General features: G+C 57.3%; 18 protein-coding genes. 9 read left to right on the forward strand and 9 right to left on the reverse strand.

Features of this window, described 5'->3' with window-relative positions:
* Positions 1-40: 40 nt before the first annotated feature.
* Positions 41-460: a ribonuclease E inhibitor RraB gene (gene rraB, locus BMI79_RS15045; RefSeq protein ID WP_076942954.1), complete on the reverse strand. Its 420-nt coding sequence runs from the start codon at positions 458-460 to the stop codon at positions 41-43.
* Positions 461-622: 162 nt separating this feature from the next.
* Between rraB and argF the strand changes: the two genes are divergently transcribed.
* From argF to ridA, 9 genes are all read left to right on the forward strand, one after another.
* Entirely contained in the window at positions 623-1,642 is a 1,020-nt protein-coding gene (gene argF, locus BMI79_RS15050; protein ID WP_076942955.1) for an ornithine carbamoyltransferase, read from the forward strand.
* A gap of 243 nt (positions 1,643-1,885) precedes the next feature.
* The gene (locus tag BMI79_RS15055; RefSeq protein ID WP_076942956.1) at positions 1,886-3,454 is read left to right on the forward strand and encodes an ABC transporter substrate-binding protein; all 1,569 of its coding nucleotides are present in this window, start codon (positions 1,886-1,888) and stop codon (positions 3,452-3,454) included.
* 11 nt (positions 3,455-3,465) lie between these two features.
* Positions 3,466-4,521: an ABC transporter permease gene (locus BMI79_RS15060; protein WP_076942957.1), complete on the forward strand. Its 1,056-nt coding sequence runs from the start codon at positions 3,466-3,468 to the stop codon at positions 4,519-4,521.
* A gap of 8 nt (positions 4,522-4,529) precedes the next feature.
* Entirely contained in the window at positions 4,530-5,339 is an 810-nt protein-coding gene (locus BMI79_RS15065) for an ABC transporter permease (RefSeq protein ID WP_425272358.1), read from the forward strand.
* Positions 5,332-6,168 carry an ABC transporter ATP-binding protein gene (locus BMI79_RS15070; protein WP_076942959.1) on the forward strand — a complete coding sequence of 279 codons (837 nt, stop codon included), beginning with the start codon at positions 5,332-5,334 and terminating at the stop codon, positions 6,166-6,168. The genes BMI79_RS15065 and BMI79_RS15070 overlap by 8 nt, the downstream gene beginning before the upstream one ends.
* On the forward strand, positions 6,155-6,895 hold the full coding sequence (locus tag BMI79_RS15075; protein ID WP_076943106.1) for an ABC transporter ATP-binding protein: 741 nt from the start codon (positions 6,155-6,157) through the stop codon (positions 6,893-6,895). The genes BMI79_RS15070 and BMI79_RS15075 overlap by 14 nt, the downstream gene beginning before the upstream one ends.
* Positions 6,896-7,184: 289 nt before the next feature.
* Entirely contained in the window at positions 7,185-8,120 is a 936-nt protein-coding gene (gene pyrB / locus BMI79_RS15080) for an aspartate carbamoyltransferase (RefSeq protein WP_076942960.1), read from the forward strand.
* Between the two features lie 16 nt (positions 8,121-8,136).
* Complete coding sequence (gene pyrI, locus BMI79_RS15085) at positions 8,137-8,601, forward strand: aspartate carbamoyltransferase regulatory subunit (protein WP_076942961.1); 465 nt, start codon at positions 8,137-8,139, stop codon at positions 8,599-8,601.
* Positions 8,602-8,809: 208 nt separating this feature from the next.
* Positions 8,810-9,196: a 2-iminobutanoate/2-iminopropanoate deaminase gene (gene ridA / locus BMI79_RS15090; RefSeq protein WP_076942962.1), complete on the forward strand. Its 387-nt coding sequence runs from the start codon at positions 8,810-8,812 to the stop codon at positions 9,194-9,196.
* 60 nt (positions 9,197-9,256) lie between these two features.
* Here the strand turns inward: ridA and BMI79_RS15095 are convergent, their stop codons facing one another.
* The 8 genes from BMI79_RS15095 to BMI79_RS15130 form a co-directional block, all read right to left on the reverse strand.
* Positions 9,257-11,650, reverse strand: a complete 2,394-nt coding sequence (locus tag BMI79_RS15095; protein ID WP_076942963.1) for a beta-N-acetylhexosaminidase — start codon at positions 11,648-11,650, stop codon at positions 9,257-9,259.
* 181 nt (positions 11,651-11,831) lie between these two features.
* Positions 11,832-13,226, reverse strand: coding sequence for an amidohydrolase family protein (locus BMI79_RS15100; RefSeq protein ID WP_076942964.1), 1,395 nt, complete (start codon positions 13,224-13,226; stop codon positions 11,832-11,834).
* Between the two features lie 13 nt (positions 13,227-13,239).
* Positions 13,240-14,190 carry a carbamate kinase family protein gene (locus tag BMI79_RS15105; RefSeq protein ID WP_076942965.1) on the reverse strand — a complete coding sequence of 317 codons (951 nt, stop codon included), beginning with the start codon at positions 14,188-14,190 and terminating at the stop codon, positions 13,240-13,242.
* A 544-nt stretch (positions 14,191-14,734) separates the two neighbouring features.
* Positions 14,735-16,285 (reverse strand): xanthine permease, encoded by a 1,551-nt coding sequence (locus BMI79_RS15110; RefSeq protein WP_076942966.1) that lies wholly within the window; start codon positions 16,283-16,285, stop codon positions 14,735-14,737.
* A 135-nt stretch (positions 16,286-16,420) separates the two neighbouring features.
* Positions 16,421-17,839 (reverse strand): YlbE family protein, encoded by a 1,419-nt coding sequence (locus BMI79_RS15115; RefSeq protein WP_076942967.1) that lies wholly within the window; start codon positions 17,837-17,839, stop codon positions 16,421-16,423.
* Positions 17,839-19,386, reverse strand: coding sequence for an acyl-CoA synthetase FdrA (gene fdrA, locus BMI79_RS15120; protein WP_076942968.1), 1,548 nt, complete (start codon positions 19,384-19,386; stop codon positions 17,839-17,841). Before fdrA ends, BMI79_RS15115 begins: the two co-directional genes overlap by 1 nt.
* Entirely contained in the window at positions 19,364-20,176 is an 813-nt protein-coding gene (locus tag BMI79_RS15125; RefSeq protein WP_341865655.1) for an oxamate carbamoyltransferase subunit AllH family protein, read from the reverse strand. The genes fdrA and BMI79_RS15125 overlap by 23 nt, the downstream gene beginning before the upstream one ends.
* Positions 20,177-20,278: 102 nt before the next feature.
* The gene (locus tag BMI79_RS15130; protein ID WP_076942970.1) at positions 20,279-20,884 is read right to left on the reverse strand and encodes an ankyrin repeat domain-containing protein; all 606 of its coding nucleotides are present in this window, start codon (positions 20,882-20,884) and stop codon (positions 20,279-20,281) included.
* Positions 20,885-21,268 lie beyond the last annotated feature (384 nt).

Here is a 21,268-nt window from a genome sequence, read left to right on the forward strand (position 1 = left end):
ATACAGGAGCAAAGGGCCGGGAACCCGGCCCAGAGGTTAATTAGTGGCGCTTACCGTCGTCATCTTCATCGATAAATTCGCCGTCTTCGTCGTCATCTTCACCGTTCGGATCTTCATAGTAGGTGCCCCAGCCGTCGTAGTTGACGCCGCATTTTTCTGCCAGCGCCACCAGTTGCTCCACCTGGCTGTCGATCAGCTCGGCATTCAACGCGACTTCGCTGATCACATCACAGCACATCACCAGTGAGCCATCTTCCACTTCCAGCTCTTCGGCATCGGTCACTTCGTAGCCGAGCTTAAAGGCTTCGACTGCGGCCTGCTCCAGCACTTCAAACTTTTCGGCAGAGAAATGGTGCTCAATAGTGTAGAGCGCATCCGGATCGCTGCCGTCTTCCAGCAGTTCTTCGATGATCAGGCGGGTTTCTTCACGTTGTTCTTCCAGCAATTCGCGGTTTGCCATGCCTCTATCCTCAATAAAATGGCTTTCAATACCTCTATTTTCACACACCAGTGTCACTGCTGCCATGATAAACGTGAAAGATTTCTTTCCTGGGGTTGAAATTGAATATTCATACATATAAAGTGAATTTTAATTCAATTAAAACGTTAGGGATATATGGAGATGAACCAGATGAACCCCTTTTACAATCGTCACTTTCTGAGGTTAATGGATTTTACCCCCGCCGAGATCCAATCTCTGCTGCAACTGGCCGCCGATTTAAAACAGGCTAAAAAGCAAGGCCAGGAAACCCGCTACCTGCAAGGCAAAAACATCGCGCTCATCTTCGAAAAAGACTCAACCCGCACCCGATGCTCTTTCGAAGTTGCCGCATTCGATCAGGGGGCGCAGGTCACCTATCTTGGCCCAAGCGGCAGCCAGATCGGCCATAAAGAGTCGATGAAAGACACCGCTCGCGTGCTGGGCCGCCTGTACGACGGTATTCAGTATCGCGGCTTTGGCCAGCACCTGGTGGAAACGCTGGCAAACCACGCCGGTGTCCCGGTGTGGAATGGCTTAACCAACGAGTTTCACCCCACCCAGTTGCTGGCAGATCTGCTCACCGTGCGTGAACACTTGCCCAACAAACCGCTGAGCGAAGTGAAATTCGCCTACATCGGTGACGCGCATAACAATATGGGCAATACCCTGCTGGAAGCCGCTGCGCTGGTGGGCATGGATCTGCGCCTGGTGGCACCTAAAGCCTGCTGGCCGCAGGCGGAACTGGTGGCAGAATGCCAGGCGCTGGCGCAGCAGACCGGCGGCAAAATCACGCTGACGGAAGATATCGCCGAAGGGGTGAAAGGTGCTGACTTCCTGTATACCGACGTCTGGGTCTCGATGGGCGAACCGAAAGAGGTGTGGCAGGAACGTATTGCTCAGCTGTTGCCTTACCAGGTCAATATGGCGATGGTTAAACTCACCGGTAACCCACAGGTGAAATTCCTGCACTGCCTGCCCGCGTTCCACGACGATCAAACCACCCTGGGCAAGCAGATGGCCGAACAGTACGGCCTGCACGGTGGGATGGAAGTCACCAACGAGGTATTCGAATCTGCCCACAGCGTGGTGTTCGATCAGGCAGAAAATCGCCTGCACACCATCAAGGCGGTGATGGTGGCCACGCTGAGTAAAGCATTGTGATTACGCTATAAGCCCATAATGACTCAAGCCCCCCAAAGCCCCTTCAAAAATAAGGGGCTTTTGCTGGCAAACCCTTTCCCCGCGTCATATAGTCTTTTTCGTCATATCAAATAACAGATTAGCCTTTGCCTGCTTTTTACGAACGTTCTACCGTGGCACTTTGGCGGTGGAAATACCGTAAAAAATCAACGATAACAACCTCTTCTCCGTTCTGGTTTACCAGCACACTCAAGGGAAACGTCTATGAAAGCCAAAGTGTTACCGCTGTTCATTCTCGCCGCGCTCTCAGGCAGCGCTTTCGCCGCCACGCCGCCCAATACGCTGGTGGTCGTCCAATCGCTGGATGATATTGTCAGCCTCGATCCGGCTGAAGCCAACGAGCTTTCCAGCATTCAGACCGTACCCAGCCTGTATCAGCGGCTGGTGCAGGCCGATCGTGACAACCCGGCCAAGGTAATCCCGGTGCTGGCAGAAAGCTGGCAGGATGACGCCGCCGCCAAAACTCTGACGATCAAGCTGCGCCCGCAGGCGGTATTCTCTTCTGGCAACCCGTTAACCGCCGACGATGTGATCTTCTCTTATCAGCGCGCGGTGAAAATGAATAAGTCACCGGCGTTTATCCTCAACGTGCTCGGCTGGCAGCCGGACAATATCGCTACACAATTGAAGAAAATCGACGATCATACTATACAACTGAGCTGGACGGCGGACGTCAGCCCGGCGGTGGCGCTGAATATTCTTTCAACGCCGATCGCCTCGATCGTCGATAGCAAAGCGGTGCAACCAAACGTGAAAGGCGACGACTTCGGCAACGCCTGGCTGAAAATGCACTCCGCCGGCAGCGGCCCGTTCAAGATGCGCGTTTATCAGCCGCATCAGGCGATCGTGCTCGACGCCAACCCAACTTCACCAGGCGATAAGCCGCTGCTCAGCAACATCATCATCAAAAACGTGCCAGACCCCAGCGCGCGCCGTCTGCTGATCCAGCAAGGCGATGCCGACGTGGCGCGTGAACTGGGCCCGGACCAGACCGCCGCGCTGAAAACCCAGCAGGGCGTGAAGGTGCTGGAAATCCCTTCCGCCGAGCAGAACTATCTGGTGTTCAATAGCGGCAACCAGGCCAATCCGCTGCTGAATAACCCGGCATTCTGGGAGGCCGCGCGCTATCTGGTGGATTATCAGGGCATCACGAAAGATCTGCTGAAAGGTCAATACTTCGTGCATCAAAGCTTCCTGCCGGTGGGCTTGCCGGGTGCGCTGGAAGATAACCCGTTCAGTTTCGATCCGGCCAAGGCCAAGGCGATCCTGGAAAAAGCCGGGATCGCTAACGCCAGCCTGACGTTAGACGTGGAAAACAAACCGCCGTTTATCACCATTGCCCAGTCGTTGCAGGCCAGCTTTGCCCAGGGCGGCGTGAAGCTCGAGCTGCTACCTGCGGCGGGTAGCCAGGTGTATGCGCGCGTGCGTGCCAAACAGCACCAGGCGGCGATCCGCCTGTGGATCCCCGATTACTTCGACGCGCACTCCAACGCCAGCGCCTTTGCCTATAACGACGGCAAGAGCAGCACGGTGGCTGGCCTGAACGGCTGGCAGATCCCCGATCTGAATAAGAAAACGCTGGCGGCGGTGGCTGAAGCCGATCCGGCCAAGCGCAGCGCACTGTACACCGCCATGCAGCAGGAGCTGCAGCGCAGCTCACCTTATGTGTTTATCGATCAGGCCAAAACGCAGGTGGTGCTGCGCGATAACGTGAAAGGCTATCAACAGGGCCTGAATGCGGATATGGTTTACTACGATCGCGTCAGCAAATAATCAGGATTGTCATGTCGGTAGCAATAAAACCCACGCTGGGGAGCCCTTCCCGGCGTCATATTTTAGGGGTGGCCCAGAGCCTGCTTACGCTGGCGCTGACCCTGTTCGGCCTGCTGTTGATCACCTTTCTGCTCTCGGCGCTGTCGCCGGTGGATCGGGTATTGCAGATCGTCGGCGATCACGCCAGCGCCGCCACCTATGAACAGGTCAAGCATCAGCTCGGGCTGGATCGCTCTCTGCCGGTGCAGTTCTGGCACTATCTGGAGCGGCTGGCGCACGGCGATCTCGGCACCGCCAGCGCCACCGGTCAGCCGGTGTTGCAGGATCTGCTGCACGCCTTCCCCGCCACCTTGGAACTGGCCACGCTATCGTTGATCATTGGCGCAACGCTCGGCGTGCTGTTTGGCGTGCTCTGCGCCCGCTTTGCCGGTAGCAGGCTGGATATCATCGTGCGTTTCATCACCCTGCTCGGCAACTCGGTGCCAATCTTCTGGCTGGGGCTGCTGATGCTGCTGCTGTTTTACGCCAAACTGCAGTGGAGCGCTGGGCCGGGGCGGCTGGACGATATCTACCAATACAGCGTAGAGAGCAAAACCGGCTTCGCGCTGATCGATACCTGGCTTTCCAGCGACCTTGGCGCGGTGCGCAATGCGCTGGCGCACCTGGTGCTGCCGGTTTGCCTGCTGGCCTATTACTCGCTGGCCAGCATCACCCGCCTGACGCGCTCGGCCTGCCTGAGTGAGCTGAATAAAGAATATGTCACGCTGGCGCGCGCCAAGGGTGCCAGCGAGATGCGCATAATGCTGTGCCACGTACTGCCGAATATCGGCGGCACGCTGCTGACGGTGATCGCTCTGTCTTACACCAGCATGCTGGAAGGCGCGGTGCTGACCGAAACGGTGTTCTCCTGGCCCGGCATTGGCCGTTACCTCACTACCGCGCTGTTTGCCGGTGATACCACCGCGATTATGGGCGGCACCCTGCTGATCGGCCTGTGCTTTGTGCTGATCAACACCCTCACCGATCTGCTGGTCCGCGCGATCGACCCAAGGACGCGGCCAAGATGACGATCGCCATGCTCAAACGTTCCCCGGCCGCCACCTGTGGCTCGCTGATCCTGCTGACGCTGGTGCTGATCGCCCTGTTCGCTCCCTGGCTGGCACCGGTTGATCCCAACTGGCAGAACGCCGCCAACCGCCTGCTGCCACCGGGCGCAGGCCACTGGCTCGGCACCGACGGCTATGGCCGCGACGTGCTTTCGCGTCTGATCTACGGCATGCGTCCCACACTTGGGCTGGTGCTGTTGGTGACGGTGATTACCCTGCCGCTCGGCCTGCTGATCGGCGTGCTTTCCGGCTATTACGGCGGCTGGCTGGAACGCGTGCTGATGCGCTTTACCGACGTGGTGATGTCGATGCCACGGCTGATTCTGGCCTTTGCCTTTGTGGCGATGCTCGGGCCGGGGCTGGTTAACGGCGCGTTGGCGCTGGCGCTCACCACCTGGCCAGCCTATGCCCGTCAGGCGCGGGCTGAAATCCAGTTGCTACGCAAAAGCGACTATCTGGCCGCCGCCGAAATGATGGGCATTCAGGGGCCGCGCCTGCTGTGGGGCCATATTCTGCCCATGTGCCTGCCTTCGGCGGTGGTGCGGCTGGCGCTCGATCTGGCGGGCATCATTCTCGCCGCCGCCGGGCTGGGCTTTCTCGGCCTGGGCGCGCGGCCACCGATGGCCGAATGGGGCTCAATGGTGGCCGACGGCATGCAGGTGATCTTCGATCAATGGTGGATCGCCGCGATCCCCGGCTGTGCGATCCTGATCAGCAGCCTGGCGTTTAACCTGCTGGGCGATGGCCTGCGCGACTTACTGGATCCGCATCATGACTGAGCCACTCTTGGTAGCACGCAATCTCAGCATCAACTTTAACGGCCACCCGGTGGTGGATAACCTGTCGTTGACGATTGGCCGGGAAAAGGTGGCCCTGGTCGGGGAATCGGGTTCCGGCAAATCGATGACCGCCCGCGCGCTGATGGGGCTGGTGCGTAACCCGGGCATCGTCAGCGCCGATACCCTGTGCTACCGCCAAACCGACCTGCTGACGCTGAAACCACGCCAGTGGAACGAGGTGCGCGGCGCTAAAATCGCCATGGTATTGCAGGATCCGCGCTACGCGCTGAACCCGGTGCGCTGCATCGGCAAGCAGATCGAAGAGTCCCTGACGCTGCATCATTCTCTGACCCGCGCCGATCGCCATGAGCGAGTGCTGAATGCTCTGGCGGCCGTCGGCTTGCCGGAGAATATCTACCACAGCTATCCCGGCCAGCTTTCCGGCGGCATGGGCCAGCGCGCCATGCTGGCGATAGCGCTGGTTAACGATCCGCAACTGCTGATTGCCGACGAACCGACCTCGGCGCTGGATGCCCGGTTGCGTAACCAGATCCTCGATCTGATCGTCGAACAAACCACACGGCGCAATATGGGCCTGCTGTTGATCAGCCACGATCTGCCGCTGGTTGCCACCCGCTGCGACCGGGTGCTGGTGATGTATCAGGGTAAGCTGGTGGATCAGGGCCTCGCCGCCGATCTGCCGTCAGCCACCCATCCTTATACCCGCACGCTGTGGGCCTGCCGCCCCAGTGCGGCCACCTATGGCCAGGAACTGCCGGTGCTGGATCGCAGCATCGATTTTACCCGGAGCGAACATGGCGCTGATTGAAATTGAAAACCTACAGGTCAGCTTCCCGCAGGGCATCGGCCATAAAATCGCCGTCGAATCGGTGAGTTTTGCCGTCGAGGCCGGGGAAACCTTCAGCCTGATTGGCGCCTCCGGCTGTGGTAAATCCACCGTGCTGCGCGTGCTGGCGGGCCTACAACGCGAATGGTGCGGCGAAGTGCGGCTGCTCGGCCAGACGCTGCAGCCACTACAGCGTTTTACCGGCCAGCTGCGCCGCGAGGTACAGATGGTGTTTCAGGATCCTTACGCCTCGCTGCACCCACAGCACAAGATTGGCCGCACGCTGGGGGAACCGCTGAAGATCCACGGCGAAAAACACATTCCGGCGCGTATCAACCAGGCCTTGCAACAGGTCGGTTTGAACGCAGCGATGGCCGAACGTTATCCGCACCAGCTTTCCGGTGGTCAACGCCAGCGGGTGGCGATCGCCCGCGCTTTGCTGCTGCGGCCTAAGCTGTTATTGCTGGATGAACCGACTTCGGCACTGGATATGTCGGTGCAGGCAGAGATCCTTAACCTGCTTAATCACCTGAAGCGCGAACATGGCATGACCTATCTGCTGGTGAGCCACGACGGTGAAGTGATCGCCCATATGTCTGAACGTGCCGCGCTGATGGAAAACGGCCATATTGTGCGCCATTTCAGCCGGGGGGATTTGCAGGCGGGCAAGCACATTTATCATACGCATCTTTCTCAGCCTAAAAAATAGCCAACATCCATATTGGCTAAGCCCTCTCTCAACAGCCAATCGGTTGCGAAATGGCAAAAAGTGATGTTTTAGCGCTTGCAGTGACGAAAAGCGCGAGTATAATGCGCGACAATTTGCCAGGAGAAAGCATGAAAAACGCCGCTTGTTTTGTTCGCGATCATCGACAGAACCCACTGCCCATCGGCAGCCTGCAGCCGTTGTTTCTCCTATTGCATGATCTCATTATTTAAGCCCCTCATTGAGGGGCTTTTTTTTGCCTTAAGAACGACTCGACTTGAGGAGAGTGAACATGGCCAACCCGCTGTATCGCAAAAACATCATCTCTATTAACGATCTCAGCCGCGAGGATCTGGAACTGGTGCTGCGCACTGCCGCCAGCCTGAAAGCCACCCCGCAGCCGGAACTGCTGAAACACAAGGTGATCGCCAGCTGCTTTTTTGAGGCATCAACGCGCACCCGCCTGTCGTTTGAAAGCGCCATGCAGCGCCTGGGGGCGTCGGTGGTGGGCTTTTCCGACGGCAGCAACACCTCCCTTGGCAAAAAAGGCGAAACGCTGGCCGATACCGTCTCGGTGATCAGCACCTATGTGGATGCGATTGTAATGCGCCATCCGCAGGAAGGGGCGGCGCGCCTGGCGGCGGAGTTCGCTGGCGGTATCCCGGTGCTGAATGCCGGTGACGGCTCTAACCAGCATCCGACTCAAACCCTGTTGGACCTGTTCACCATTCAAGAGACCCAAGGCCGCCTGAACAACATCAACATCGCCATGGTGGGCGACCTGAAATATGGCCGCACCGTCCATTCGCTCACCCAGGCGCTGGCTAAATACGAGGGTAATCACTTCTTCTTCATCGCCCCGGAGGCGTTGGCGATGCCGGGTTACCTGCTGAAGATGCTGGAAGAAAAAGGCATTACCTACAGCCACCACAACAGCATTGAGGAAGTGGTGCCGGAGCTGGATATTCTGTACATGACCCGCGTGCAGAAAGAGCGCCTCGATCCTTCTGAATACGCCAACGTGAAAGCACAGTTTATACTGCGGGCGAGCGATCTGGCGGGCGCACGCGGCAACATGAAAGTGCTGCACCCGCTGCCACGGATCGATGAGATCACCACCGAAGTAGATAAAACGCCCTACGCGCACTATTTCCAGCAGGCGGGCAACGGCATTTTCGCCCGGCAGGCGCTGTTGGCACTGGTATTAAACGCCGATTTGGCTCTTTAATTTAAGGGGAACCGTCATGACTCACGATAATAAACTCCAGGTTGAAGCGATCAAATGCGGCACGGTGATCGACCATATTCCGGCGCGCGTCGGCTTTAAGCTGCTGTCGCTGTTCAAACTGACCGACACCGATCAGCGCATCACCATCGGGCTGAACCTGCCTTCACGCGAGCTGGGCCGCAAAGATCTGATCAAGATCGAGAATACTTTCCTGACCGAGCAACAGGCCAACCAGTTGGCGATGTATGCACCCAAAGCCACGGTTAACCGCATCGACAATTACGAAGTGGTGCTGAAGCTGAACCTCAGCCTGCCGGATCATATCGACGGCGTGCTGACCTGCCCGAACAGCAACTGCATCAGCCGCAGCGAACCGGTGGCGTCCAGCTTCAGCGTGAAATCCCGCGCGGGTGAAGTACACCTGAAATGCCGCTACTGCGAAAAAGAGTTCGAGCATCAGGTGGTGTTACAGGCCGACTGATTTCCCCACGAGTGGCGCTGTTAATCTGGCGGCCACTCCCTACACCCGTCATACTTCAAGTTGTTTGGGTGTTAGCTGCGCACCGTTGCCCCAGTCACATAGTGGACTATGCTCCTGGGTCTCCGTTGCTGGCCGCCTACAAGCAACTCGAATTATTTTGGGTGTATAATGGAATTTCTGAAAAGAAACCCTCGAGTTAGGAGAGAAAATGTCACGTAATATCAGCACTGAACTCGCGCCAGCCGCCATTGGGCCTTACGTACAGGGCGTTGATCTGGGTAGCATGATCATCACTTCCGGCCAGATCCCGGTCGATCCGAAAACCGGTGCCGTGGCTGACGACGTCTCCGCACAGGCCCGCCAGTCACTGGAAAACGTCAAAGCGATCGTCGAAGCCGCTGGCCTGAAAGTGGGCGATATCGTTAAAACCACCGTTTTTGTGAAAGATCTGAACGATTTCGCCACCGTTAACGCCACCTATGAAGCCTTCTTCACCGAACACCAGGCCTCATTCCCGGCCCGCTCCTGCGTGGAAGTGGCGCGTTTGCCAAAAGACGTGAAGATTGAGATCGAAGCCATCGCCGTTCGTCGTTAATCCCCCGCGATAGCTGATAAGGCCAGCCTTGGCTGGCCGTTTTTGCTCTAAAAGATCCCCCTACTGCACCGCCACCGCGCGCAATAGCGCTTCCAGCGGATACACTGCCGCAATCACCACTTCATCACGGATCTGCGCGGCGGCATCCAGTTGCTGCTGCGCCTGTGCGGCTTCGGCCTGGCTCAATGGTTTGCCATGCTGATAGCGCTCCAACAGCATCAGCCCCAGATCCGAAAGCGCGCTGACGTCCTGCGCCACCGGAGCCAGATCCTTCAACACCACGTTGCCCGCGATCGCTTGCTGCACTGGCGCACCGTTACGCTGCCAATGTTGCAAACGTTCACGTATCGCCTGGGCTGCCGCCGGGTGGTTTTTGTCTTGCAGCAGCAGTGCCACCTGGGCGTGCAAATCGCGCACCGCCGCGCTTTCCGCCGGTAAGGCATCGGCAAAGCGGTTGAGCGGTTCAAACTGGTGATAATGACCGGCTTTAAACTTCAGATGGTTGCGAGTGTAATACTGCCCCGGTTCCACCGCTTCGGCGAGGATCTGCAAGGGAGTAATGTCGACGCTGTTAGCCAGGCGGGTGAACTCGCGCGCGCTTGCAGCATGCTGCTGTAACCCGACCGACACCACCGACCAGGCATCCACCGCTGCCAGGCGCTGATACATCTTTCCTTCATCGGTAACCTCTTTCGCCGACCACAGGCGCTCGGCCACCGCAAAGGTGCGTGGCCACATTTTGATATCGAGGATCGGCGCGCGAATGTTTTCCGCCCAGAAGGCGGCTTCACCGCCCAAGATATTGGCCTGATGCTGCTCATCCGGTACCACCGGCATTTTACCTGCCGGGATTGCCGCCAGTTTGCTGCCGGTGGTGGGGTAGCGCACGTTGCCCACCCGCGTGTAGCCGCTCAGTTGATCCTGCTGCAGCGTCAGTACCGGGCAGGTTTCCCCCATCCAGCTGTCGATGCAGAAAGTCACCTGCTGCGGCGTGCGCCATTCAATACCCTGCACCGCACGGCGTGATTTACCTTTGAAATCAATAAATCCGCGCCAACCCGCTTTACCTTCAATCAGCGTGAAAGAGCCTTCAACCGCGCTGCCTTTAAAGCGTGGCATGCTGAACTGCCAGCTCTGCGCTTTTTCCCCTTCCTGCACCTCCGTTACCACTCCCAACGGCTGCGGCATAATCTCATTGCGGTAGTGATAGGCGGTGCTTTGCGGCTGATCGAGGTAGAAACCGGTAGAAAGAATCCCCTGGTAGCCGTCTTGTGCGCTGGCTGCCAAAGAATCCGGCCCCTGCCAGGATTGGATCACGATGCTATGCGGCAAGGCCGGGTGATAAATCTCGTCCCAGCCCACCATGCGGCGCTGGTGCTTCTCGAGGATCTTTTCCAGCTTCTGGTTGAAGAAAGCCTGCAGCGCATGGGCGTCCGCCAGTTGGTTTTGCTGCATAAAGGCCTGAATACTTTGCGACTCTTGCCATTGGCTGGCGTCTACCTCATCGCCGCCGATATGCAGGTAAGGATCGGGGAAGATCGCCACCAGTTCACCAACGATATTGTCGATAAACTGATAAACCTCGCCGTTGGCGGGATCGAGCGTCGGCTTATGCACGCCCCAGGCACGCTCCATCTGATACGGCCCCGGTGCGCTCATCAGCTCCGGGTAAGCCACGGCAATGGTGGAGGCATGGCCGGGCAGATCGATCTCCGGCACCACGCGGATCCCGCGCGCAGTGGCATAGGCCACCACCTGCTGCATCTGCTCGCGGGTGTAGAAATGGCCGTCGCTGGCCAGCTGTTGCAGTTTGGGGTAACGCTCAGAGGCAAAACGCCAGCCCTGGTCATCGGTCAGGTGCCAATGGAAGACGTTGAGTTTCGCCGCCGCCATGCCGTCAATCTGGCGCAGAATATCCGCAACCGGCAGGAAGTGGCGCGCCGAATCCAGCAGCACACCGCGCCACGGGAAGCGCGGCACGTCGGTAATGTTCACCAACGGTATAAAAGTGTTCTCACCGTCGGTCTGCACCAGTTGCAGCAGCGTTTCCATACCGCGTAACGCACCAAAGCGGGTGTTGGCGGTAAGCGTTGCGCCCTGTGGCGTCACCTGCAGTTGATAGCTTTCGTCGCTATCCGGCATAGGCTGTGGTGCCACCTGCTGTTTAATGATGATAGCAACGGTGGCCGCCCCGTTTTGCTCCCCCTGTGGGGCCAGCGTCCAGCCGGTTTGGCGCTCAATGCGCTCGCGCCAGCGGGGTAAGGCTTCTGCCAGATCGTCCCCTTGTATGCTGAGGGTTAATCGATAATCCAGCGGCAATTTGCCTTGCGGCTGCGCCAGCTCAACCCGCTGCGGCCAAGGCATCAGCGGCAAATCACCCGCAGGCAGCGCAGCAGCATTGAGGGAAAATAATAGCGAAGCAGTCAGTAGCGTATAACGGAAGGGTCTATGCATCAGAAACTCCTCAAAGGAAAAAAATCAAAATAAACAAGGAAGTAGATAAAGACCGAGCAGCGTGGGGATGTCCAACCGCGAGGGCAAAAAAGGGGGCTTTGATCACAGATTAATTTAGGGGTTGGGAAGGTGGGAACGTTGCCCCTTACGCCAACCCCTATTTATAGAGAAGGTGTGCCTATCAGGCTTTGCTGCCCCGCCCGACGTTACCCCACACCATTTCCCCCTTGTGGAAGGTAGCGGTTCGCGGTGAAATCCGCGCCACCGCCTCGGCGGAACAGGAGGCGTCCACCAGCACAAAGCTGGCGTCGTCCTGGGCTTTTGGCCATACGCGCTCGCCTTTGTCGTTCAACGGCAGCACATCGCCGGTAGCCACCGCCAGCGCGCGCGACAGGGTTTTCTCGTTCGGGCGAATATAGAGCTGGGCATAAAGATTGGCCTTTTCCAGCATGTCCCCCAGGCCATACGGCGACCAGTGGTCGATCACGCTGTCGGTGCCGGTCATCACGAACACGCCCTTGTCGCGCAACTGGCTAAGCGGCATATGCAGCGTGCCGATCGGCACCGAGCTGGCGATCGTCACCTGTTGCGCCGCCATACGGTTTGCTACCTCATCAACCTGCTGCTCATTCAGCGTTGCCAGCGCAAAGGCGTGGCTGATGGTCAGCTTGCCTTTTAACTGCGGGGTTTTCTCCACGGTGCTCAACATATAATTCACCGCCGCCATGCCAGCCGGGCTGGTTTCGTGCAGGTGGATATCCACGCCTTTGTTGTAGTCCAGCGCGATCTGGAACATGGTATCCAGCGATTTTTCCATCGCTCCATCGACGTTGGTAGGATCCAGCCCGCCCACATAATGTGCTCCCGCCTGCATCGCTTCACGCATCAATGGTTCAGACTTGGAGAACAGCAGGCCATGCTGTGGAAAAGCCACAATCTCGCAGCTGAAACCAGACTGACGGCGCGCCAGCACCGCCTGCAGGTTTTCCAGGTTTTTCAGCCCCGAGGTAGGTTCAACGTTGCAATGGCTGCGGGCAGTGGTGGAACCGAACGACTGAATGAGGTCGATCAGCTTCTCTGCCCGCTCTTGGGTAAAGGGTTGCAGCTCAGGCAGCAGCTTCTGCTCCAGCGCGATCATATCCTTGATGGTGGTGCCCGCCGGGCGGTTAAGCGCGCGCCACGGGCCGCCGTAAAAGGTTTTGTCCAGGTGGATATGCATGTCGCGCATCGCTGGCAGCATCAGCTTGCCTCCAGCGTCATACGCCGGTAGCGTGCCGTTCGGATGCTGGCGGTTATCGCGTATGGCAACGATCTTGCCTTGATTGATCTCCAGGGTTTTCAGTTCGGTACGGGTGCTGACCGGCGTCGCCCCTTCAAATTCAAACCCCGCCTCCAGCAGCACGTTATCCAGATAATAGTGTGAGTCAGTGATTTTCATCTGCGCTCCCGCCTCTGCCTTGGCCGTTTTGCTGGTAGCAGCATAACCGACCGAGGCAGTTGCCCCCAGCAGCGCACAGGCGGCAGCCATTTTGCCGCTACGGCTTAAAAACTCACGACGGCTTTTATTCTCATTCATCTGTTCTTCCCTTTCAGAGGTTGACGATATGGGTACCGGTTTCACCGCGCAAGGCGGCAGGTAGGCAGTCTGGCGTAGTGATCACCACGCGTTTTCCACCGTCACGTAAAAATGCCAGGCTGGCCGCAATCTTTGGCAGCATGCTGCCGGGAGGAAAATGCCCTTCTTCCATGTAGCGCGTCATCTCCGCCACATTCACCCGATCGAGCGCCCGCTGGTTCGGCTTGCCGAAGTGAATGCACACCTTCTCCACCCCGGTAGTGATCACTAAAACATCTGCGCGAATCTCCCGCGCCAGCAGTGCGGTCGAGAGATCTTTATCGATCACCGCGTCCACGCTCTGATAGTCGCCCTGCGGATCGCGGATCACCGGGATACCGCCGCCGCCCACGCCAATCACCACAAACCCCTGTTTCGCCAGTGCCTTGATGGCATCCGCTTCGACAATGCGCTTGGGTTCCGGCGAAGCCACCACCCGGCGATAGCCGCGCCCGGCATCTTCTACAAAACGCCAGGATGGCCGTTGCTGTATTAACTCATCACGCTGTTCAGCGCTAAAGAAAGCGCCGATCGGTTTGGTGGGGTGCGCAAAACCAGGGTCGTTTTTATCCACTTCCACCTGCGTCACCACCGTTACCGCTTTCTGTTCACCATGTTGTGCCAGCCGGTTGTTCAGCGCCTGCTGAATGAGATAGCCGATGCCGCCCTGAGTATCCGCCACGCAGTTGGCCAGCGGGGTCAGCGGCAACCCTTCGTACTCATGAGCAATCTCCGCGCGGCGCAGATCCAGCCCCACCTGCGGGCCGTTGCCGTGGGTAAGCACAATGTCATAATCCGTTGCCAGCATCTCCAGCACTGATTCTGCCACCGCTTTCACCGCTTCGGCCTGATGCTCCACCGACTGGCTGGCGTTATCTTTGATAATACTGTTGCCACCGATGGCAACCACCATGAGTTCTTTCATCTGCTTTATCCGATAAAAAATGTCGCCTATCCGTTCAAGGTAGGGCCGGGTGATTTGCCCCTCACCCTAACCCTCTCCCTCAGGGAGAGGGAACTGAACGTGCCACAAATTAGCATGGGTTCCTGACCACAACCCCTAACGGCTCCCTCTCCCACGTAAAGAGGGCCGGGGTGAGAGGGAACTGAACGTGCCACAAATTAGTATGGGTTCCTGGTCACAGCCCCTAACGGCTCCCTCTCCCACGTAAAGAGGGCCGGGGTGAGAGGGAACTGAACGTGCCACAAATTAGCATGGGTTCCTGACCACAACCCCTAACGGCTCCCTCTCCCACGTGAAGAGAGCTGGGGTGAGGGGGAACTGCACGTGCCACAAATTAGCATGGGTTCCTGACCACAATCCCTAACGGCTCCCTCTCCCACGTAAAGAGGGCCGGGGTGAGAGGGAACTGAACGTGCCACAAATTAGCATGGGTTCCTGACCACAACCCCTGACGGCTCCCTCTCCCACGGGGAGAGGGCTGGGGTGAGGGGGGGAACTACTGAAATTACGCAGTCTTGCTAGGCTCCGGGGCTACCGCAGGTGCCTCCTCACGGCTATCGAGGAAATGTTTCACCACAAACATGCCCGCCATCATCAGGTAAGCCACCACGAACAGTAAGGAGTTACCTTCCGCAAAGCCGACCATTGGCGAGTGGATCACACCGAATAACGCCAGCAGCGCGCCGGTTGCTGCCGCGATCGCACCGCGCAGCGGTTTATTCATGATGGCGAAAATGGCAATACAGCCCCACAGCATGCTGGCAAGCGGCGCACCGTTCCCCAGATGCACCAACCCTTGGTAATACACGCCTTTGCTGTGCAACAGCTCGGCACCCAGTTTAGCGGCCGAGGTGCCAGCCGCCCCCATCACGCTGTTGACCATGGTCAGCGCCCAGTTGGCGATCCACGGGAACAGGCAGATGAAGATCACCGGCACCTCCACTTTCGGCGTTTCCCTCACCACTTGGTTAGCGGTGACCACGCCGATAAACACCAGAATCGGCACAATCGCGGTCATCGGGATCACCGCCAGCATAAAGGCCCCCAGTCCGAATAACGGCACGATAAACATGGTGACGCCAGAAGCCAGCGTGTAGCCAATGCTGGCCCCCATCGCTTTCCAACCGGCGTGGCCAACGTAAACGGTCACTGGGAACGGGTTACCCATCAGGCAGCCGAGCATTGAAGAAAGGCCGTTAGCCATCATCACTTTGCGGGTGTTGTAGTTGTCACCCGCCGCGTGCGCACTCTCGATGTTCTCCAGGTCAAAGATGTAGTTCGCTAACCCCAGAGGAACGGCGGAAGCCAGGTACGGCAGCGCGTGTGGCAGGCCCTGCAGGAAACTGTCGACGTGTACCCCTGGCGGGTTGAAGCCAAAGGAAGACATCGATGCCTTAATCGCTTCCGGGCTTTGCAGGCCCGAGATCCACGCCAGCGCAGTACCGGCCAACAGCAACAGCAAACCGGTAGGAATACGCGCGAAGATCGGCTTTTTACCGAACCAGTTGATAAAGATCAGCAGCAGCACGATAAACGAGACGGTCGGCGCTTCGAACGCCTGCAGCATCGGGTTCATCGCCAGCAGCAGCAGCCCCAGGCCGGACAGGCAGGAGAGCAGCACGGTGCGTGGGATCATCTTGCGGATGGTTTCACCAAGGAATGAACCGCCTACCAGGATCAGCGCTTCGACAAAGCACCACACCAGGCCGATCTGAATGGCGAAGTTAGCATCGCCGGTCTGCTGATAAACCGGCATCAGCACCAGAAAGGTGACGGTAAAAATCGACGGCGCGCTGGGGCCAGACGGCAGCGCGGTCACATCGGTGCGCCCGGTCTGGCGCGCCATTTGCAGGCCAAACCAGGTGTAGCAGATGCTGGCCGTCAGCACCGCCAGCCCGAAGGCCGGTGCGATACGTCCATACACAATCTCTTTTGGAATACCCACCACAAAGATGAGCAGCCCCATCATGGTGAGCAGGTTGGTCAGGTTATTGGTCATCAGCCCGAAGTAGGCCGCCCAGTCACCGCGTTTCCATTCTAATTTTATTCTGTTCATGGACTTTCCTTCACAGGTCGTTAAAACACGCTCTACGATCCACGGGATCGCTATCGGTCCTGCAGGTGAACAACATTCTGGTTCTGGTGTTGGTTTGCTACCTTGGGGCTAACACATCGCTAGCCCCGGTTATTTTTATGAGCAGTAGCGATCGCGATAACTCAGCAACGCCTGCTCAAAACAGGCAAACGGCGGGTGAACAATACCGGCGCCGATCATGCCGATCCCAGCATCTTTATGCGCGATGGCGGTGTTAATCACCGGCAGAATGCCGCTGTTGCCCACCTTGGTGATATCGATCGCCGTCGGGATCCCCATAAACGACAGCAGTGGAATGGTGACGTTGGGGTTTTCGCCCAGGGTGATCTCGCGCATCTGGCGGGAGAAATCGATCGCCTCATCCACCGTGCCGCCCACCAGCGCCACAATCGCTGGCGCCGTCGCCATAGCAAAGCCGCCAATGCCATAGGTTTCGGTAATCGCACTGTCGCCGATATCCAGCCCGGAGTCTTCCTCTTTATACCCGGCAAACATCGGGCCGATCACCTGCTGTGCCGGGCCGGTAAACCACTGGCCTGGCAACCCGCTGATGCGCAGGCCAAACTCCACGCCGTTGCGCGCCATGGTGGTCACCACGGTGCTGTACTCAATGCCATGTGCCGCATCCATCGCCGCTTTGCACATCGCCATCCAGGTCGGGCCGGAGAAGTAATCGCTGCTGGCGACAAAGTCGAACACTTCACGCTGCTGTTCTACCGGGTAACCGGTCTGAATGATCCACGGCGTCAGCGCCTGGATCAGCAGCGACGTCCCCGCGTTGTTACGGTTATGGCACTCGTCGCCCATATGCAGCGCCTGAGCCAGCATCAGCCGCAGATCGATCTCCCCTGCCAATTTCATGGCATCGCGCAGCATCGGGCCTTGCACATCGCGCATCCAGTTCAGGCGGTCAATCACGCTCTGGTCGTTGGCCCCCATGCGCAGGATCTTCGCCATCTGCTCGCTCATGTTGGTATAAGCACGGTTGCCGTAGGTTTTGTTCTCGACGATGTGCATAAACATCGATGCGGAAGTCACGCCCGCCATGGAACCCACGCAGTCATGCTCATGGCACGGCGAAAAGATGATTTCGCCGGAGGCCGCCAGCTTGGCCGCGTCGTCCAGATTGGCAGCCAGCCCTTCAAACACCAGCGCCCCGGTCACCGCCCCTTTCATAGCACCGCACATCTTTTCCCAGCTAATCGGTGGCCCTGCGTGCAAAATGGTGTGGCGCGTCATGCCCGGCACCACGTTAATCGCCTGGTCGTAACCCACCAGCACCGGGTGCGACTGAATAATACGCTCCAGCGCCAATTGGTTAGCCGCAGCGATCTTGTCGGCAAGATGTGGCGAGGCGATCTGGTCCAACGCGGCGATCACCGCCACGTTGCCCTGGCCCGGCGGCGTCCAGTCCAGATGGGTTACCGGAACGTGCTGTTTTCTGAGATCGTCGCTGAACATCGCAAGACCCACATTGATCACGTTCAGCGGTTGGTTAAATAACGTATGGCTCATCAGGCTTTCTCCCCTTTACAGACAAACTCACGCGCCAGTAGCCCGGTATTGGTGCTGCTGCTCGCCCAGATCACCCCCGCGTCCGTGAGCATCTGGCACTGCTGTTGCAGCGATGGCGTATCAAGATCGGTCCCCAGCACATAACCGAGGATCTCCAGCGGCCGCTGCTCGCGGGCGGCAATCGCCTTTGCCTCTTTGATGGCGTCGATCATCACCCCCACCGGATCTTCGTGGGCACCAAAGCCGAGCACAAAGTCCATCACGATCACGCCAACTTCAGGATCGCGCGCTTCTTGCAGCAGACGGCTGATGCGATTGGTGGGATCGATCATCGGGTGCGGTTTGCCGTTGGTGAAATCGTCATCGCCAAAATCGAGGAAGGTGTGCGCTATGCTCTGGTTCAGATCTTTCAGGCGCATCGCCGGATCGGGTTGAATATTGCTGTAAACGTCGCTGTATTTTTCCAGGGCGGCAAACATCGCCTCATCACACAGGGTGCCGCCGCAGAACAGGCCGCGAATGTATTTTTGCTGCGGCGTCAGCTTGGCGCGCACTTCCTCAATCAGCGGCCAGTTGAGCGGGTGGAGATCGAGGGACTCTTGCTTAATACCGGTGAGCAGCACCGCTTTTAGCGCGGCCTCTTTGGTGCCGCGGGCAAACTGCAGCCCATCCTCGTCGGCAGGCGGTGCGTTGCGGCCGAGGAAACACACCACCACCGGCTTGCGGCAGGCGCGGGCACGTTCTAACACTTTGTGCGCCACCGCAGGCGCTGGCGGCTTGGAGATCAATACAATCACCGCAGTTTCGCTGTCTTCCTCCAGCATTTGCAGAGCGTCGAGCATCATCAGGCCGCCGATCTTTTCGCTCAGATCACGCCCGCCGGTGCCTATCAGTTGCGAAATACCACCGCCAAATTCATGGATGCGCACGCTCAATTCCTGGCTGCCGGTGCCGGACGCGCCGATGATGCCGATGTTGCCCCGTCGCACCGCGTTGCCAAAGCAGAGCGCCGCGCCGTTGATGATTGCGGTGCCGCAGTCTGGCCCCATCATCAGGAGCCCTTTTTCATGCGCCAACTGTTTCAGCGCCAGCTCATCGTCAATTGAGACGTTATCGGAAAACAACATCACGTTGAGGTTGTTCTCCAGCGCCTGGCGAGCTTCACGCGCCGCATACAGGCCGTTTACCGCAATTACCGCCAGGTTGCTCTCGGGGATATGGGCCTTGGCGCTGGCCAAGGTGGCGTAGCGCGCCTCATGGCGGGTGCCTTGCTCTTTATGGGTGAATAACGCTTCAATCGCCTGCAGCGTGGCTTCGTTAGCTTCCTCGCTGGCCCCTTTGATGACGATCATCAGATCGCCGTTTTTGGCTTCTTCCAGTTCCGGGGTTAACAACCCCAGGTTCTGCAGCACGCCTTTGTTCATCTCGGTGGCCATCGCCACAAACGCCTGCTCAACTCCGTCCAGTTTGTTGGCTTTAGTCGAAATCGACATCAGTGAAACGGAATCAAACCAGGTGTTCTTTTTAACCATGATCCTGATAGGCATATTTTTCTCCAAAATATGAGGTCAAGAGGCAGGCATCCGCCATGCCGTGCAGCATGTCGTAACCTGAACTTGAGCCGATCTTTTTAATCTCGTTAATGGTGTGAATAATACGGTGGCAATCGTCATGCACTATTTTGGCTACCAGGTTGCTAATCACCTGCCGATAGCGCTGATTGATAGCCTCCGCCAAGGTTATTGCGCTCAACAGCGTGGTTTTTTCTCTCGCCTTTTCCAACACGGCGAGAAAGTTCGCGCGATACTTTTGTGCCGGATGGCCAGAAATAAGCAATATCACGCACAGCCCCACCAGATAATCATCACCGGAAGGCGTAAGGCCAATTCCTAAGCCAATAAGGGAATGTATCGCCTCGTCAGGCTTTTCATTCCGCCGCACGGCCATGAATAATGCGTCACGATGCTGCTGTAATAATCTTGCAATTTCCCGATGAAATATATTCCCTCCACGGTAATGAAAAAGTGAATTACCGGATATCGCGTGCTGATTAATCCACGCCCCCCATTGCAGCCAGTTAATATATTTTATGCTTTCAGCCGTTAAAGCATGTTCGGGCTGTTGCCACCGCTGGCAGTGGGAAAAATCAATCCACTTGTTCTGGCCAATTTCAATGCCACCGGGTGAAAACTGCACCCGTTCACCGGGGCTAAATATCTTGTCGCAGTGCCGGAGCGCTATGCGGCAACTATTGGGGGCGTTATCGTATTCATCGCTTAATAACGTATAGAGCATCTGCTGCTCTGGAACGAACAGGTTAACCGCACGCGCAAACACCTGTTCGACATACCCGCTTAGCTCCTGGCGGGGGAATGCCCCCTCCGCCGATAGCGCCGTAATGCACTGCCTGAGTGGCGGTGCGATAGCGTTTCTCCTTTATTATGCGCCAGCGGCGACCAGCAACTCAGCGATCTGGTGATAGCCTTTTTCCCGCGCCAGCGTCAGCGGAGACTTGCCGTACTTATCGGTCATATGAGGATTGGCGCCATGATCGAGCAGCAATTTAACGATTTCCTGCTGTTTGGCCCCGCCGTCATTAAGCACAATCGCTTCCAGCAACGGTGTCCAGCCGACAAAATTGGTGTGGTTAACGTTGATATCGGTATGCGTTAATAATTCACGGACAATCTCAACGTGGCCCTTCTCACTGGCAGGAGTGATCCCTACGCCACCGAAGCGGGTTAAACGATCCAAATCTGGTTTGGCTGGCAATACCAAACGCAGCAGCGTTAAATCATTATTTAAACAGCTAATCAAGAAAGGATTAAAACAGGTTTGATCCTGCTTATTAATATCGGCCCCCGCAGAGATTAATAATGCCACGCAGTCGTAATGTTTATTCAGGCTGGCCAGCGTAATAGCGGTTCGGCCCTGGCGGTTAGTAGCATTAATATCTACACCGGCGGCCAGACATTTTTTCACCGCGTCGGTGTCACCTTGTTCCGCAGCAAAAAGAAATTCAGTCAGCAATTCTTGGTCAGACATATTCTGGCTCCCTCTTTTATTGTGGGCTTTTGATACTTTTCACTGCCACTGAGAATAGCAACAGACACAAAAGAAAAACATCCGCTTAAAAATCATTCATCGCAAAGGGAAACATTGTTGAATAGTATTCAACAATCAGAGCAGAGCGTGCGACAGCGCAGGCTTTCTTCGCTGTTTTCACTTTTTTGCCAGGGTAAATCTCTCTGCGATCGGTGGGCTCTCATCGCTTGCCACATCTGGCTTCAAACAAATGATCAGAAGTGTGAGCTTCCTCAAACCAGTTGTAACACCACTGTTAAATACCGTTCAATACTGGTTGCCCCTCAGGTGAATTACAAATACATTCAACAATGCGGCCAAATCCGTTTTACTCTCTGGCCCCCT

Source organism: Serratia oryzae (genome assembly GCF_001976145.1).
Lineage (GTDB): Bacteria > Pseudomonadota > Gammaproteobacteria > Enterobacterales > Enterobacteriaceae > Chania > Chania oryzae.